The following is a 15,372-nucleotide window of genomic DNA, read 5'->3' as shown; positions in this document are numbered from 1 at the left end:
GCGGACTTCCACAGGGAGTCCGCCCTTTCAGTCGGCTGTACGGGCAACGGCCGTCACGCCGTAATCCGCTTCGTCTCATCGACATTGCGTCGGAGCTCGTCAACCAGCTCGTCGGCCGATTCGAATCTGACCTGCGGGCGCAGGAATCCGGCGAATTCCACACGCACCTGATGCCCGTACAGGTCGAGCCAGTCGTCGGTGATGGCGTAGGCTTCGACCACCCGCTCATGCGTACCGGTGGTCTCGTTGAACGTCGGCTTGGTGCCGATGGAGATCGCGGCCGGCCAGCGGTATGGCGAATGCGGCGCCAGACGCGCATCCATGGAACTGGAATCGTATGCGGTGGCGATGCCGTCCGTGGTCCTCTCTTCTTCGGACTCCGCCGCCCCCAGATCGACCAGCCATCCGGCATAGACACCGTCGACGGGCAGGTATCCGAGCACATCACGGCTCAGGTTCGCGGTCGGGAAGCCGATGGTGCGCCCACGTTCCTCGCCGTGCACCACGGTGCCTTCCACGGCGTGCATATGCCCCAAAACGGCGTTGGCGTCCTTGATGCGGCCCTGACCGAGCAGATATCGTACGTTCGTGGAACTCCACACGCGCACGGCCTTGGCCTGGTGCTTCTTGCTCCATGCCCGCCGCTCCGCCTTGGTGGCGCCTTCCAGGGGATCGGCCGGCTCACCGTATGCGACCGGCATGACCGGCTTGGCGTTGGCCGGCACCCGCGTCTCCCCCGGGCCAAGATCGTCGACCACGTCAAGCTGGAACACGCCGGTTGCCAGCGCAAGGTTCTCGATGGCCTTCACATCGCCGGCACGATTGGCGCCCATGGCCGCGTCGGAACCGAGTACGAGCGTACGCATGCCGAGTTTGCCGACCATCTGGCCAAGGAAGAACCGATAGGATTTCGCCGCGAATTCCAGCGTATAGCGCACGATGACCGTGTAGTCCACGCCGAGCGCGTCAATGCCGCGCAACCGCTCGTCGACACTGGTCAACGCCTGGGTGTCGAGCATGCCGATCGGCGGTTCCTGGCCGTCATGGGCGGCCGCATAGCCGTGCACCATGGCGGGACGCGGTTCGAAAAGCACCACCACGGAGAAGGAACGTTCCTTCCCTGCCAGTTCCACCACACGGCGGATCACCGCCTGATGGCCCTGATGCATGCCGTCGAAGGAGCCGATGGTCAGCACGGACTTCTTATCGTTGCTTAGGGTCGGCCAGTCGACCATGCCGTTTTCGTCGGGCGTAAGCGTGATTATCTTCATCGTTGTCCTTCTTGTTGTTGTGCGAATACGGCCACCGGCTTGGCCTCGCCTCGTTTGGCGCGTTCGATGATGGCCACCAGATCGCCGGTTTCGGGCACGTATGCGGCCGTGGTCTGCCGGATGTCGTGCGCGATTCTACGGCCGAAACGCAGATCGGACGCCTCACGATCGCTGATCTCCAGTGTGGGCATGCAGGCTTTGGCGCCGTCGACCACACCGAGTGCACGGTCGGCAAGATGCTCGGCATCGTCGATCACGGCACGATTGCGCGTGACCTCCACGCCATCCCGATTGGTGAAGGTTTTGGATTCGGTGTGCGCGATGACGGTGTTCGGCATGTCTACGGTAAAGCCGCCGACTCGAATACGCCGCAGCATGGTCAGGTATCCTCCAAGGCCGAGCGTCTCACCCAGATCGCGTCCCAACGCGCGAATGTAGGTTCCTGCGGAACAGCTCACCATAACGTCCAGTTCCATGACCGGCTGCGTATCCCCTTGCGCCGGAGCGGGATGCCACCGCTCGCTCGCGTCGATCCCTTGCATGCCGGCCAATGGCGCACCGGCGAGCTTCGTTGACGCATAGCCGTACCGCACGGCGTCAACGCGGAATTCCCCGACGGTCACCGGTCGGGCCTTCAACTCGACCTGTTTGCCTTCACGGGCCAGATCGTAGGCGCGTTGGCCATTGATCTTAATGGCCGAATAGGAATTCGGCACCTGTTCGATGCGACCGGTGAATCGCTCGGCGATGACCCGTTCCACGGTTTCGCGGGATGGAAGGGCTTCGGCCACCGGCATGGAGGACTCCAACAGCTCGCCATCGGCATCATCCGTAGTGGTGCGCTGTCCGAGCCGAATCGTGGCCAGATAGGTTTTGCTGTGGTCCACGATGTAGTTGAGCAATCGGGTGGCATTGCCGAAGCCTATCACCAGCACGCCGGTGGCCATCGGGTCAAGCGTGCCGGCATGGCCGACACGTTTCATGTGCAAGGCGCCGCGCACCGCGGCAACCACGTCGTGACTGGTGACGCCCTGCGGTTTATCCACGACGAGCAGGCCGGAAATATCAGGCTTTTTCGTCGTCATCGTCCCAATCTTCGACTTCGATGCCATCATCTTCGTCGAAATCGTCGTCGTCATCCGGCTCATCGTGCTTGTATGGATCGGCGTCACCGGCATATTGCGCACTCTCGCGGGCCTTGGCAAGTTCAGCATCACGCCTGCGTGCGATGGCGAGGATGTCTTCGATCTCGTGCGCCTCGCCCGGCACCTCGTCGAAGATGAATTCAAGTTGCGGGGTCAGTCGCAGACCGGCCTTGGAGCCTACGAGCGAGCGCAGACGGCCCTTGGCCTGGTTCAGGGCCTGCTGCGCACGGCGGCGCTCGCCCTGTTCGCGGCCTTCATGACCGAGCTGGGTCCAGTAGATTTTGGCGATCTGCAGATCGTTGGTCACGCGTACTTCGGTGATGGTCACGTTGGAGAGTCGCTTGTCGTGCAGCTGCGCCTCCATTGAGGACGCGATCACGCGCTGGATCAGCGCCGCGATGCGTGCGGCGCGGGGGTTGGTTCCTGCCATGGGTTTCCTTATAGGCTCGTATTTCTATTGCGGAACGCCCGCAGCCGGAATCCGACTGTGGGCGTTCCTCTCAACTTGTCAGGCAAGCCGTCGAAGGACTTCGACTACTTGCGTTCGACTTCCTGCATTTCGAAGGTCTCGATGATGTCGCCGATTTCGATGTCGTTGAAGGAACCGAGGTTGATGCCCGCCTCGTACCCTTCCTTGACGGAGGTGACGTCATCCTTGAAACGACGCAACGAGGAGATCTCGAGGTCGTTGACCGTGGCGATGCCGTTGCGCAGGATACGACACTTCGTACCGCGCTTGACCTCGCCGTCCTGCACCATGACGCCGGCGATGTTGCCGAACTTGGAGGAACGGAAGATCTCGCGGATTTCGGAGTGGGAGGTGACGACCTCTTCGAATTCCGGCTTGAGCATGCCCTTGAGGGACGCTTCGATGTCTTCGATCGCCTTGTAGATGATCGAGTAGTACTTGATTTCCACGCCTTCGCGTTCGGCCAGATCCGCCACCTGACGGTTCGGACGAACGTTGAAGCCGATGATGACGGCCTTGTCGACCGTGGCCAGGTTAACGTCGTTCTGGGTGATGGCACCGACGCCGCGGTGGATCACCTGGATGCCGACCTCGTCGGAGACCTCGATCTTCATCAAGGAATCTTCCAGAGCCTCGACGGAACCGGAGGAATCGCCCTTGATGACGATGTTGAGCATGTCGACCTCGGACTTGGCGAACTGCTCCTTGAGGCTTTCGAGCGAGACGACCTTGCGGCGCTTGGCCAGCTGGGCGGCGCGCTCGGTGGCCTGACGCTTCTCGGCGATCTGACGTGCGGTGCGGTCGTCGCTGGCTACCAGGAACAGGTCGCCTGCGGTCGGCACGGAGGTCAGGCCAAGCACCTGCACCGGAGTGGACGGAGTGGCCTCCTTCATGGCGGTGCCGTTCTCATCAAGCATGGCACGTACGCGGCCGTAGGAGGTGCCGGCTACGATGGCGTCGCCGATATGCAGCGTACCGGACTGCACCAGTACGGTGGCCACGGCGCCGCGGCCCTTGTCGAGGCGGGCCTCCACGGTGGCGCCGCGGGCGTCCATATCCGGGTTGGCGCGCAGGTCGAGCTCGGCGTCCGCGGTAAGCAGCACGGCTTCGAGCAGCTTGTCGACGTTGGTGCCCTGCTTGGCGGAGATGTCGACGAACATGGTGTTGCCGCCGTACTCTTCCGGCACCAGACCGTATTCGGTGAGCTGGCCGCGGACCTTGTCGGGGTTGGCTCCCGGCTTATCGATCTTGTTCACGGCGACCACAATCGGCACATGTGCGGCCTGGGCGTGGTTGATGGCTTCCACGGTCTGCGGCATCACGCCGTCGTCGGCCGCGACCACGAGAATCGCGACGTCGGTCAGCTCGGCGCCACGGGCACGCATTGCGGTGAAGGCCTCATGGCCCGGGGTATCGAGGAACGTGATCTTGCGGGGTTCGCCCTCAAGATCCACGGTGACCTGGTATGCACCGATACGCTGGGTGATGCCGCCGGCCTCGCGTGCGATGACGTTGGTGCGGCGGATCGTGTCGAGCAGTCGGGTCTTGCCGTGATCGACGTGGCCCATGACGGTGACGACCGGCGGGCGGGGGCGCAGGTCCTCATCCTCCTGCAGCTCCTCTTCATCCAGATCGATGTCGAACTGCTGCAGCAGCTCCTTGTCCTCCTCCTCGGCGGACACGATCTTGATGTTCCAGCCGATTTCCTCACCGAGGATCTGGAAGGTGGATTCATCCAGGGACTGCGTTGCCGTGGCCATCTCACCGAGATGGAACAGCACGGTGACAAGGGCTGCCGGATTGACGTTGATCTTCTCCGCCAGATCCGCCAGTGACGAGCCCTGACGCAGGCGGACGGTCTGTCCGTTGCCGGTCGGAATGCGAACGCCACCGATGACCGGTGCCTTCATCTCCTGGAATTCCTGGCGCTTTGCCAGACGGTTCTTACGCGCCTTCGAAGACTTGCCGCCCTGACGGCCGAATGCGCCTGCGGCACCGCCGCGGCCGCGACCGCCTCCGCGTGCCGGACCGTTGTTCGGGGCGTTGTTACCCTGATAGCCACCGGTGTTGCCCGCGCCGCCGAAGCGATTGCCGCCACCTGCGGGACGCTGGCCGCCGCCCTGACCCGGACGATGCTGCCCCCACTGGCCCGGCTTGGCACCGCCGCCCTGACCCGGACGGCCACGGAATCCACCGCGCTGGCCGCCGCCCTGACCCGGACGGCCGCCGCGACGCCCTTCATTGTTATTGGCGCTCGGACGCGCCATCGGATGCGGACGCGGAATGTCGCCCGGCGTAGGCGTATGCATGCCCTGCTTGCGGCTGAACGGATTATTGCCCGGACGCGGCCCCGGGGTATGCGGCTTGGCGTTGCCACCGCCCTGCTGCTGATTGTTGTTGCGTGGGGCGTGCGGACCCGGCACCGGTGCGGATTTGCCGCCGCGCATGCCCGCAGGAGACTGCGGGCGCGGTGCGTTGCCGCCCTGGCGATTGCCGTGCTGGCGCTGATCGCCCGGACGCCCGGCACGTGCGGAACGCTGGCCCGGCTTCGGAGCGGAGGAGCCACCCGGCTTCGGGGCCTCCGACCTCGGGTTCTGCTTGGCCGCCGGTGCAGGTTTCGGCGCGGCCGGCTTGGCCTCGGAAACCGACGCACGAGCCGGTGTTGCCGGCTTCTTGGATTCGGACGCGTTACCCGACGCATTGTTCGAGAACGCGTTCCTCAGCTTACGGGCGACTGGAGGTTCAACGGTCGATGAAGCGGACTTCACGAATTCGCCCATCGCCTCAAGTTTGCTTAAAACGGTTTTGCTGTCTACGCCAAATTCCTTGGCAAGTTCATATACGCGTGCTTTCGGCACTCATTTCTCCTATCCCGGGCCGCGCATACCAGCGCGACCGCTACTGATTCACGGCGAGCCTGCTCCGTCTCATCGTGCAACCATGTTCGTGATACCTCGTCTTTCCTGGCATGAAGGCATTCCGCCCCCATGCTTTGGACTATCGAATCCAGCATACTCGAGCCTGTGGATTGTACACCCACAGGCTCAAAGCATGCTCAAATGATGATTATTCGGCGCTTTCCCCGGCTGATTCCTGCATCTTCCTGGCGTGTGCCTCGGCGGATTCGATGCCGATCTTCCAGCCGGTCAGCTTGGCGGCCAGACGAGCGTTCTGGCCTTCCTTGCCGATGGCCAGCGACAGCTGATCGTCATGGATGAAGGCGATCGCGGTATTGTTCTTCTCGCTGATCACCTGCACACCGGTCGCCACGGCCGGCGACAGCGCGGCTGCGACGAATTCCGCAGGGTCGGCCGACCAATCGACGATATCGATCTTTTCCGGACCGAGGTTCTCCATCACGGCACGTACGCGGGCACCGCCGGGACCGATCAGGGCACCCTTCGGATTGACGCCCTCGGTGTTGGCCCGCACGGCAATCTTCGTACGGGCACCGGCCTCACGGGCGATGGCCATGATCGACACTGCACCGGAGACCAGCTCCGGAACCTCACGTTCGAACAGCCGGCGCACCAGCTCCGGGTGGGAGCGGGAGACTACGATCTCCGGCCCCTTCAGGCCGCGGGCCACATTCACCACATACACGCGGATGCGCTCGCCATGGCGGTAGCGTTCGCCCGGCACCTGCTCACGCCGCGGCAACAGGGCCTCGACGTCGCCGACAGCCACGTGCACATTGGCGGTGTCCTTGGCATCCTGCTGCACGATGCCGGTGATCAGCTTGCCCTTCTGACCGGAGAACGCGCCGAACACCTTGTCGTCCTCGGCCTTGCGGAACAGCTGGCTGATCACCTGACGCGCGGTGGCGGCGGCCAGACGGCCGAAATCGTGCGGGGTGTCATCGTATTCCTCGCCCAGCGTGGGTGCAGGATGCGGATCGTCCTCGGTCGGTTCGCCCGGAATCTCATCCTGGGCCCATACGGTAAAGCTTCCGGCACGCGGATCAAGCTCGACACGAGCATGCTTCGCCGCGTGCGGGGTTTTCAGATATGCCAGTCGCAATGCTTCCGAAAGAGCGGCGTCCAGCGTCTCGGGATCGATTCCCTGACCAGCTGCGAGCTGGTGCATTCCTGCCAGGTCCAGTTCCATCTTCAAGACCTCCTATATGAAGTTATTCCGAGCGCTTGGCCCAATGGTCACAGTCAACTATTAGTGTAATGATTCATGCAGACACGTCACCCTTTTCATCGTTCGGCTTCATCACTCGCCAGGCGTGTCTGTACCATAGCCACCACCCTCGCCCTGGCTTTGGGGGCGTCCGCATGCTCGACGCCGCGCGTCGCCGGACGAGCCGAATCGGAACGTAAGCTCAGCGCCTGCGAAAGCGCCTATCTATCGGCCTCGCGCAACAGCGGCAGGATGACCGGCGCGTCGCATCACGTCATCGAACGGTACCTATCGGCGCAACAGGCCTCCCTCGATTGGGTCGAAACGGCCGTACAGTGTTCCGCACGATTCGGCGAAGGCACGATGCGGAGCGCGCAGGCCCGCCATACCGTCCGGATGCTGGCGGCCAGCCTTGGCATCGCCATCGATCCGATAACACCGTCACGGCTCGATGACGTCTCCTCGCTGGACGTCGACGACGACTCGCTGTCGACGATGTCCGAAGCCGAGGACGCCGCGGGGTTCGCAACCGAGATCCTCGCCGCGCGCTCCATCGGCGACGTCTCCCTTGATCTGAGCGACCGTCATAAGGCGACCGCCCAGCGTCTGGCCTCCCTCGCCGGCAGTGATGACGATCACCGCGCCAAGGTCTATGACGCCGCGACGCTGCTCGCCAACCCCGACACCATGGTCGACGAGGCGAACGGACTCCAAGCTCCGACCAGCGCCATCATCGAAATGAATTGCGCGCGCGGTGAGATCGGCGCCGTCGCCGCGAGCTCCAACGCCGCGGGCGAACGGGCATCGTCCAACGAGTCTCGCAAAACGTCGTTGTGCACATTGGCCGACCTCATCGCCGATCGTGCGGAACTGGCACTGAATTGGGGATATCCCGCCTTCGATGAAGCCCTGTTCGACTGACAGCGGACCGCCCAACACTCCCGTGCGCAAGACCCGCCAGCGGAATTTGACAATCCTCGATGCTGTGGCACAATAGACAAGTTGCTTGCGTGCAAGCAGCATATGGATGAATGTCCGAGCGGTCTAAGGAGCACGCCTCGAAAGCGTGTGAGGGCGAACCCCTCCGCGAGTTCGAATCTCGCTTCATCCGCCACAACAAAGGTCGGAACAATGACGTTTCGACCTTTGTGTTTATGTTCCTCCCCGCAGCAAAGCGGCGGCTGCCGACGCCTGGCACAGGGAGGCAACGACGAACCGGCGGCAGCCCCTACAGCTCCTGCTCGTGCACGGACGCGTTCACCCACTGGCTCTGTTCCACGTTGCAGCCGGAGAAAATGCCGATATCAAGCATGCAATCACGATAATCACGGCCATGCGCGATGGTGATGTAGTTGTCGTCGACCATGCGGTTATGCGTCGGATCGAGACCGATCCAACGGTTCTCGTGGTAGATTTCCACCCAGGCGTGCGTGGCGCCCTCCCCGTCCAGCAGCCCCGCGATATAGCGCGCCGTCAATCCGACATGCCGGCAGACCGACAGCATGACATGCGCGTAATCCTGGCATACGCCTTTATGCTGGGCGAGCGCCTCTTCGGCGGTGGTGCGAATCGTAGTGGATGCAGGCGTATATACGAAGGCCTTGAACACCTCGTCCATCACCTCGCGGGCCTGATCGACCGGCGTGCCGTCGGACGGCAACGCATCGATGCGCGCCTTGCATGTTTCGATCAACGCATTGATGGTGGGTCCGGGAATGGTCAGCGCGGAGTTGAAACGGTACAGCGGCTTGTGGATTTCCGGTTTGATATGCTCGTTATCCACGAAAGCGATGCCCGTCACCGAATAGTTGAACATGGTATGCGGTTCGGGGATGAAACCGGTCATCACCACGGAGTCGAAGGAGTCGACGGTGGTGTCGAGCTCCACTTCGGGCTCGAGTCTGACCTCCACGTCCACGACCTGCTGGCGTGGCCCCGTGGTCGGAATACATCGCAATTGGAACCGGTGATCGGTTACGGGCGAGCTGAATGAGAGCTTCATCTCATAGTCAAACACCAGTTTCTTCACATCGTCTCCCAAGCGAAAAATCCTTGTACAACCCTATCACAGCGAAGCCGCTCAGGCCGTTATACACGACTTGAGCGGCTTCGGGCAACCCCCTGTTCACTACACGCGTCTGGCGTCCATGTTCATGGCGTTGAGCATCCCCAGATCCTTAAGATCGTTCGTGCATATGCGCTCATTGAAATCGTTGAGCAATGTGCCGAGCGTATCGGCCAGATCGGCATATCCACGGGACGGCAGCTGCCCGACCAGCCACCGCAGCCCATCGGCGAAGCACTGCGGCACCGGCAGTCCGTTCAACGGCATGATGTAGTTCGCGAGCTTGGCCAACGGCGCCTTGAGCTCCTCCATGGAGTAGCCGAACCGTGTATACAGATCGACGCGTTCCAGGTACTTGCCTACGAAGATGAAGGATTTCAGCGTCGAATCGACCGGGGAGTTCTCCACGCCGCCCCAGAAGGCGAGCATGTTGTCGGCGATATCGCGATGCTTGTAGATGTCTTCGTCGAAGGCGGCGCGATCGGCGGCCTCCACGATGGAGCTCATGGCGAGTTCCACATACTGCAGCAGACGGGAGCTGAGTTCCGGACGCAGAATCACGGCGTTGTTGAAGGCGCAGACGATGGCGCTGCGCACGGAATCCGGATTCTTCTCGTCGTATAGGAAGCTGTGGATGAACGCGTCGAAATCCTGGAAATCCTCCGGCAGGTCGAGCGCACGCGCGAACGGACGGAACGCATCCACATCGGTGTCCATCACGCGGTCATAGAAGGGGAAGAACTGGTTCAGCGTGGTGAACACGCGTTCCGTGTAACGTCCCAGCCAATACAGGTTATCGGCCTTGGATGCGGTGACAAGCGCCAGCGAATGCTTGCGGGACTGCGCCAGCAGGTTGATGCTTTCGGAGCCCGGGGCGGAATCATGCTCCACACCGGAATCCTTGGCCAGCACCCACGTATCCTTGAAGCCGCCGCCCTGCGAGGAGTTCACGATCATCTGACCGGGCACCGACGAGTAGCGGGTCAGGCCGGAATACCACACATGCGTGTTCTTGCCGGTCACCACGAAGGCGCGCAGATCGCATTTGCGAGGGCTCATCCTGCCGGTTTCGGGATCGACCACGTCGATGTCCTTGAACTGGATGACCTCCTGCGCGATGAAACGGCGTGGTTCCGCCTTGATACGGTCGGCCATCTCCTCGCGCTGCGCCTTGTCGAGCGACGATCCGAAGACCACGCCGTAACCGCCGGCCTCGGCGACGTCCTTGATGACAAGCTCACCCAAACGTCCGAGTACTTCCTTGCGATCCTGCTCGAACATCGGCATGTAGGTCGGCGCATTCTGCAGAATCGGCTCCTCGCCCAGGTAATAGCGGATCATGGCCGGCACGAAATAGTAAATGGCCTTGTCGTCGGCCGCGCCGTTGCCCGGGGCGTTCACGATGGCGACGTTGCCGGCACGGTATGCCGACAGGATTCCCGGCACGCCGATCACGGAGTCGGGATTGAATGCGAACGGGTCGAGATATTCGTCGGAAAGGCGACGATAGACCACGCCCACGCGATGGCGCCTGCCGGAGTAGTCGAGGAAGAACAGCTTGTTGTCGACGACCTCGAGGTCCTCCGGGAACGCGAGCGCGGCACCCGTCTTCTCAGCCAGATACGCATGTTCGAAGAAGGCGGAATTGTAGCGCCCCGGCGTAAGCACGACGGCGATGCCTTCCGTGGAGACGAAATCCATGGATTTGCGCAGCAGTCGCGGATAGTCGCGGTTGTCGCGCACGCGTACGTCACGGAAGAGCCGTGGCGTGATTCTGCGTTCGATATCACGCGCGAACAGTGGATAGCTGGCTCCGGATGGAATGCGTAGATTGTCTTCGAGCACCCACCATTTGCCATCCTGGCCCTGCACCAGATCCTCACCGGCGATGTGCGCGAACACGCCTCCGGGAGGGGTTACGCCGTTGACCTGCGGAAAGTAGCCGGCCGAGGTGTAGACATATTCCTCCGGCACGATGCCGTCTTTGATGGCGTGCTTGTCGGAGTAGATGTCGCGCAGATAGGCGTTGAGCGCGTTGACACGCTGCTTGAGGCCCGCCTCCATCTCATCGAATTCGTCGGATTCGATGATGCGCGGCACCGGATCGTACGGGAACAGCCGATCGTGGTATTCACCGTTCTTGTAGATGCCGAAACGCACGCCGTTACGGCTCAGCTCACGATTGATGGATTCCCTGCGATTGACCAGTTCCGTCGCCAATTTACGTGCAGCCGATTCAATCATCTTTCCGCGCTCCTTTATACCCCTAACAACGCATGCCAATCTACAGGGCCATGCCGTGACAGAAGCGACGGTAACGGCTATCGGTTACCGAAAACCACGTGGAATTGTTACATCCGTATCTCATCAATGGATGGAACAAGCCCCCCGTAACATAATCGTCACATCGATCCTCCGATCGCGCTGCGCGGGCCGGTCATCTCCGTCCGGCGAGCGAGGAGGCGCGAGGTGTCGGGGGGAACGGGGCCAGGAGCCAGCTCTTTGCCCGTTGACTCCCTGTGTCCGTCGGTTCGTCATAATGTGCGTTTCGCACGAATCGCTTCGGCCCGAGTCGCCAGCTGACTGTCATCAGGGTATTCGATATGCTCCAACGTCAATCCCTGTGGCGCGATCGGTCCCGTCGAGCCTTCACGCAGCGGCGTGTTCATCTTATCCGCGAACCAGTCGGGCGATCGTTTGCCGATGCCGACCTGTACGCAGCCGTTGACGAGTGACCTCACCATGTTACGGGCGAACGCATCGGCCACGATGGTGAAGCAGACGAGGCCGGATTCCACAGACGGCGTACGGTAGCGCTCCCCCATCGTCATCTCGTCGTCGATGAGCCGGCTCTGCGGTATGCGCCTCCAGTAGGCGGTTTTGACCTCACGTATGGTGGTGCCGCCAGGATTCGGCGTGGCGAACGAACCGAAATCATGCAGGCCGATGGCCATGGCCGCGGCCTGATTCATGGCTTCCAGATTCAGGTCGTCATCTATGTGCAGTACGAAGCCACGCATCCTCGGGTCGATTTCGCTGGCCCGATCGGCAATACGGTACACGTAGGTGCGTTCCAGCGCTGAAAAACGGGCGTCAAAGCCCCGGGGCGCCTCACTGATTCCATGGATTGCGATGTCATCCGGCAGCATACGTTGCAATCGGCGCGTCAATGCGACCACAGGCGGCACATCCATGTGCCCGACGCAACGGGCAAGTATGGTTTCGTCGACATCCAGATGACAGACCTGATGCGAGGCGTGCACGCCGGTGTCGGTACGTCCGGCAACGGTCAGGCGCAGTGGTTCCTCCGCGTCATCGATGGGTACACGCAGCACGGTGCGTATCACGCGTTCGATCTCCCCCTGCACGGTGCGTCGATCGGGTTGCTTCGCCCAACCGAAGAAGCCGCCGCCATCGTATGCCAAGTCGATTCGTAATCTCACGGCATTGAGCTTATCAAAGGGCGGGCATAGCAAAAGGGCCGGGAACCTTTCGATTCCCAGCCCTTGCTCAGCTAGAAAGCCAAATCACTCGGCGTTCTCGGCCGGAGCCTCCTCAACGGCGGCTTCCGGAGCTCGGTGGCCGGAGCCTCTTCAGCGGCAACCTTGGTTGCGGCTTCGGCTTCCTTCACCACGGCCTGCTTCGGGCTCACCGGCTCGGTGACGAGCTCGATGATGGCTGCCGGAGCGGCATCGCCACGACGCGGAGCGATCTTCACGATGCGGGTGTAGCCGCCCTCGCGCTGCTCCATCTGCTCGGCGATCTCAGTGAACAGCTTGTGCACAACGGACTTGTTGCGGATGACGCGCATCACGCGACGACGGTTGTGCAGGTCACCACGCTTGGCCAGGGTGATCAGACGCTCGGCCAGCGGACGAAGGCGCTTGGCCTTCGGCAGGGTGGTGGTGATGCGGCCATGCTGGAACAGGCTGGTGGCCATGTTCGCGAGCATCAGGCGCTCATGAGCCGGGCTGGAGGCCAGACGCGGACCCTTCTTTGGTGTAGGCATTGTTTCTCCTTGAAAAGCCCCGTTGAATTCAGGTGGGCAATCGCCCGAACATCCGAATTCAACGAAGCGGTTAGGTCAAAAGCGGCGAATCACTCGTCTTCCGGCGAGAAGAAGGTGCCGCCTTCGAGGTTGTTGGCATCGAAGCCGAGTGGCGAAGCCTTGAGAGCCAGGCCAAGAGCCTGCAACTTTTCCTTGACTTCGTCGATGGACTTCATACCGAAATTGCGGATGTCGAGCAGATCCTGCTCGGTGTGGGCGACCAGCTCGCCGATCGTGTGGATGCCCTCGCGCTTCAGGCAGTTATAGCTGCGCTGGGTGAGATTGAGATCCTCGATCGGAACGGCCATCTCCGGGTTGGTCTCCTCTGCCACCGGGGCAGGGCCGACCTCGACGCCCTCGGCCTGGGTGTTGAGCTCACGGCACAGGCCGAAGAGTTCCACCAGGGTGGAGCCTGCGGATGCGACCGCATCACGCGGGGAGATTGCCGGCTTGGTCTCCACGTCCAGGATGAGCTTGTCGAAGTCAGTGCGCTGTTCAACGCGAGTGGCTTCCACGCGATAGCTCACCTTGAGCACCGGGGAGTAAATCGAATCAACCGGGATACGGCCGATTTCGGCGTTGTCCTGCTTGTTCATCTGGGCGGGAACATAACCGCGGCCACGCTCGACGGTGAACTCGATCTCGAGTTCACCGTCGTCGGCGAGGGACGCGATATGCATATCCGGGTTGGCGATGGTGACGCCTGCCGGCGGGGTGATATCACCCGCGGTGGCTTCGCCCTTGCCGCTCTTGCGCAGATACATGACAACCGGCTCATCGTATTCGCTGGTGAGCACGATGCCCTTGATGTTCAGCAGGATCTCGGTAACGTCCTCTTCAACACCCGGCAGAGTGGTGAACTCATGCGGGACGCCGGAGATACGCACCGAAGTCACAGCCGCTCCGGGAATGGAGCTCAGGAGGGTGCGGCGCAGCGAGTTGCCAAGCGTATAGCCGAAACCAGGCTCAAGAGGCTCGATGGTGAAGCGGGAACGCTGAGGGTTGAGAGATTCCTCGGTAAGTGTCGGACGCTGTGCGATAAGCACTGTGGTTATCCTTTCAGCTTCAGACCGGTGGTGCACTCACCGGCCATAAGCGGCTTTGGATTGATGATTTCTTCTAGTGCTCAGACGCGGCGGCGTTTCGGAGGACGAACGCCGTTGTGTGCCTGCGGGGTGACGTCGGTGATGGAACCGACTTCGAGTCCGGCGGACTGCAGGGAACGGATGGCGGTTTCACGACCGGAACCCGGGCCCTTCACGAACACGTCGACCTTCTTGACGCCGTGCTCCATGGCCTTGCGGGCTGCGGATTCGGCGGCCATACCAGCGGCGTACGGCGTGGACTTACGGGAGCCCTTGAAGCCGACATCGCCACCGGAGGCCCAGGACACGACTGCGCCGGACGGATCGGTGATCGAAATGATGGTGTTGTTGAAAGTGGACTTGATGTGCGCCTGCCCGACCGGGACCGACTTGCGGTCGCGGCGACGCGGCTTGCGCGCGGCTTGCTTTTGAGCTGCCATTGACCCTCGTTTCCTAATAACGAATTTGCTTTGGTGTCTATGCGATGAGATCGTATGTCTCGTGGCTTAGACTCACCGCCACCGATTACTTGGTGGCCTTCTTCTTTCCGGCGACCGTACGCTTCGGGCCCTTGCGGGTGCGGGCGTTGGTCTTGGTGCGCTGGCCGCGCACAGGAAGTCCCTTACGGTGACGCTGGCCTTGGTAGCAGTTGATCTGGATCTTACGACGGATATCCGCATCGATTTCACGACGCAGATCGCCCTCGATCTTGTAGTTACCCTCGAGGTAGTCACGCAGCGTGATCAGCTGCTCATCCGTCAGGTCCTTGACGCGAATGTCCGGGTTGATACCGGTCGCGGCAAGCGTTTCCTTGGCACGAGTGCGACCCACACCAAAGATGTAGGTGAGGGCGATCTCGATGCGCTTCTCATTGGGGATGTCGACTCCGGCAAGACGTGCCATTGCGATTCCTTCTGTTTTCCGCAGGTCTTGCACCAAGTCGTCCGGTTTCCCGGCCCGGGCCTGCGTACCCGGGGTTCAGCTCGCCGATACGAACTGTGACTCAGCGCCTGTACTGTTTTGTGCCGCTGGATCTGCTCTCAGCCCTGGCGCTGCTTATGGCGCGGGTTGATGCAGATCACCATGACGCGGCCGTGACGACGGATCACGCGGCAGTTCTCGCAGATCCTCTTCACACTAGGGCTGACCTTCATGGTTTTCCTT

14 protein-coding genes and 1 tRNA gene are annotated in these 15,372 nt (G+C 61.8%); 2 read left to right on the top strand and 13 right to left on the bottom strand.

Translation table 11 applies throughout. The annotated features are described in order from the left end of the window. Positions 1 to 53 precede the first annotated feature (53 nt). The 5 genes from ribF to nusA all read right to left on the bottom strand — a co-directional run bounded on the left by ribF (position 54) and on the right by nusA (position 6,992). Positions 54 to 1,271 carry a bifunctional riboflavin kinase/FMN adenylyltransferase gene (gene ribF, locus BMOU_RS08700; protein ID WP_034876759.1) on the bottom strand — a complete coding sequence of 406 codons (1,218 nt, stop codon included), beginning with the start codon at positions 1,269 to 1,271 and terminating at the stop codon, positions 54 to 56. Next, entirely contained in the window at positions 1,268 to 2,356 is a 1,089-nt protein-coding gene (truB, locus tag BMOU_RS08695; RefSeq protein WP_034876757.1) for a tRNA pseudouridine(55) synthase TruB, read from the bottom strand. Before truB ends, ribF begins: the two co-directional genes overlap by 4 nt. Continuing rightward, positions 2,337 to 2,846, bottom strand: coding sequence for a 30S ribosome-binding factor RbfA (gene rbfA, locus BMOU_RS08690; protein ID WP_034876755.1), 510 nt, complete (start codon positions 2,844 to 2,846; stop codon positions 2,337 to 2,339). Before rbfA ends, truB begins: the two co-directional genes overlap by 20 nt. Before the next feature lie 104 nt (positions 2,847 to 2,950). Continuing rightward, on the bottom strand, positions 2,951 to 5,743 hold the full coding sequence (gene infB, locus BMOU_RS08685) for a translation initiation factor IF-2 (protein ID WP_034876753.1): 2,793 nt from the start codon (positions 5,741 to 5,743) through the stop codon (positions 2,951 to 2,953). A 208-nt stretch (positions 5,744 to 5,951) separates the two neighbouring features. Next, the gene (nusA, locus tag BMOU_RS08680) at positions 5,952 to 6,992 is read right to left on the bottom strand and encodes a transcription termination factor NusA (RefSeq protein WP_034876751.1); all 1,041 of its coding nucleotides are present in this window, start codon (positions 6,990 to 6,992) and stop codon (positions 5,952 to 5,954) included. 75 nt (positions 6,993 to 7,067) lie between these two features. On the opposite strand from nusA, the gene BMOU_RS08675 reads away from it, so the two are divergent. Then, positions 7,068 to 7,931: a hypothetical protein gene (locus BMOU_RS08675; protein ID WP_235143756.1), complete on the top strand. Its 864-nt coding sequence runs from the start codon at positions 7,068 to 7,070 to the stop codon at positions 7,929 to 7,931. 104 nt (positions 7,932 to 8,035) lie between these two features. Continuing rightward, a tRNA-Ser gene (locus BMOU_RS08670) sits at positions 8,036 to 8,124 on the top strand. Positions 8,125 to 8,238: 114 nt separating this feature from the next. Here BMOU_RS08670 and BMOU_RS08665 read toward each other — a convergent pair. The 8 genes from BMOU_RS08665 to rpmJ all read right to left on the bottom strand — a co-directional run bounded on the left by BMOU_RS08665 (position 8,239) and on the right by rpmJ (position 15,362). Beyond that, on the bottom strand, positions 8,239 to 9,039 hold the full coding sequence (locus BMOU_RS08665) for a transglutaminase family protein (RefSeq protein ID WP_034877446.1): 801 nt from the start codon (positions 9,037 to 9,039) through the stop codon (positions 8,239 to 8,241). Positions 9,040 to 9,138: 99 nt separating this feature from the next. After that, on the bottom strand, positions 9,139 to 11,319 hold the full coding sequence (locus tag BMOU_RS08660; RefSeq protein ID WP_034876747.1) for a circularly permuted type 2 ATP-grasp protein: 2,181 nt from the start codon (positions 11,317 to 11,319) through the stop codon (positions 9,139 to 9,141). 290 nt (positions 11,320 to 11,609) lie between these two features. Then, positions 11,610 to 12,518, bottom strand: coding sequence for a tRNA pseudouridine(38-40) synthase TruA (gene truA / locus BMOU_RS08655; RefSeq protein ID WP_235143755.1), 909 nt, complete (start codon positions 12,516 to 12,518; stop codon positions 11,610 to 11,612). A 71-nt stretch (positions 12,519 to 12,589) separates the two neighbouring features. After that, positions 12,590 to 13,084 carry a 50S ribosomal protein L17 gene (gene rplQ, locus BMOU_RS08650; protein WP_051428949.1) on the bottom strand — a complete coding sequence of 165 codons (495 nt, stop codon included), beginning with the start codon at positions 13,082 to 13,084 and terminating at the stop codon, positions 12,590 to 12,592. 89 nt (positions 13,085 to 13,173) lie between these two features. Then, positions 13,174 to 14,169: a DNA-directed RNA polymerase subunit alpha gene (locus BMOU_RS08645; protein WP_003837338.1), complete on the bottom strand. Its 996-nt coding sequence runs from the start codon at positions 14,167 to 14,169 to the stop codon at positions 13,174 to 13,176. An 80-nt stretch (positions 14,170 to 14,249) separates the two neighbouring features. Further along, positions 14,250 to 14,648: a 30S ribosomal protein S11 gene (rpsK, locus tag BMOU_RS08640; protein ID WP_003827267.1), complete on the bottom strand. Its 399-nt coding sequence runs from the start codon at positions 14,646 to 14,648 to the stop codon at positions 14,250 to 14,252. Between the two features lie 85 nt (positions 14,649 to 14,733). Then, a complete protein-coding gene (rpsM, locus tag BMOU_RS08635) occupies positions 14,734 to 15,111 on the bottom strand; it encodes a 30S ribosomal protein S13 (protein ID WP_003808138.1) in 378 nt (125 codons plus the stop codon). 137 nt (positions 15,112 to 15,248) lie between these two features. Further along, a complete protein-coding gene (gene rpmJ, locus BMOU_RS08630) occupies positions 15,249 to 15,362 on the bottom strand; it encodes a 50S ribosomal protein L36 (protein ID WP_003842636.1) in 114 nt (37 codons plus the stop codon). Positions 15,363 to 15,372: the final 10 nt, after the last annotated feature.

This window comes from Bifidobacterium moukalabense DSM 27321 (assembly GCF_000522505.1).
Taxonomy (GTDB): Bacteria; Actinomycetota; Actinomycetes; order Actinomycetales; family Bifidobacteriaceae; genus Bifidobacterium; species Bifidobacterium moukalabense.
Note: the sequence above shows the minus strand (reverse complement) of the source record. Positions and strands in the feature narration are given on the sequence as shown.

What these genes read in the sequence shown, in the direction of transcription:
- ribF (WP_034876759.1), bottom strand. Translation starts at nt 1,271, where the DNA reads ATGAAGATAATCACGCTTACGCCCGACGAAAACGGCATGGTCGACTGG.
- nusA (WP_034876751.1), bottom strand. Translation starts at nt 6,992, where the DNA reads ATGGAACTGGACCTGGCAGGAATGCACCAGCTCGCAGCTGGTCAGGGA.
- rbfA (WP_034876755.1), bottom strand. Translation starts at nt 2,846, where the DNA reads ATGGCAGGAACCAACCCCCGCGCCGCACGCATCGCGGCGCTGATCCAG.
- rpsM (WP_003808138.1), bottom strand. Translation starts at nt 15,111, where the DNA reads ATGGCACGTCTTGCCGGAGTCGACATCCCCAATGAGAAGCGCATCGAG.
- rplQ (WP_051428949.1), bottom strand. Translation starts at nt 13,084, where the DNA reads ATGCCTACACCAAAGAAGGGTCCGCGTCTGGCCTCCAGCCCGGCTCAT.
- BMOU_RS08660 (WP_034876747.1), bottom strand. Translation starts at nt 11,319, where the DNA reads ATGATTGAATCGGCTGCACGTAAATTGGCGACGGAACTGGTCAATCGC.
- rpsK (WP_003827267.1), bottom strand. Translation starts at nt 14,648, where the DNA reads ATGGCAGCTCAAAAGCAAGCCGCGCGCAAGCCGCGTCGCCGCGACCGC.
- rpmJ (WP_003842636.1), bottom strand. Translation starts at nt 15,362, where the DNA reads ATGAAGGTCAGCCCTAGTGTGAAGAGGATCTGCGAGAACTGCCGCGTG.
- BMOU_RS08675 (WP_235143756.1), top strand. Translation starts at nt 7,068, where the DNA reads ATGCAGACACGTCACCCTTTTCATCGTTCGGCTTCATCACTCGCCAGG.
- truB (WP_034876757.1), bottom strand. Translation starts at nt 2,356, where the DNA reads ATGACGACGAAAAAGCCTGATATTTCCGGCCTGCTCGTCGTGGATAAA.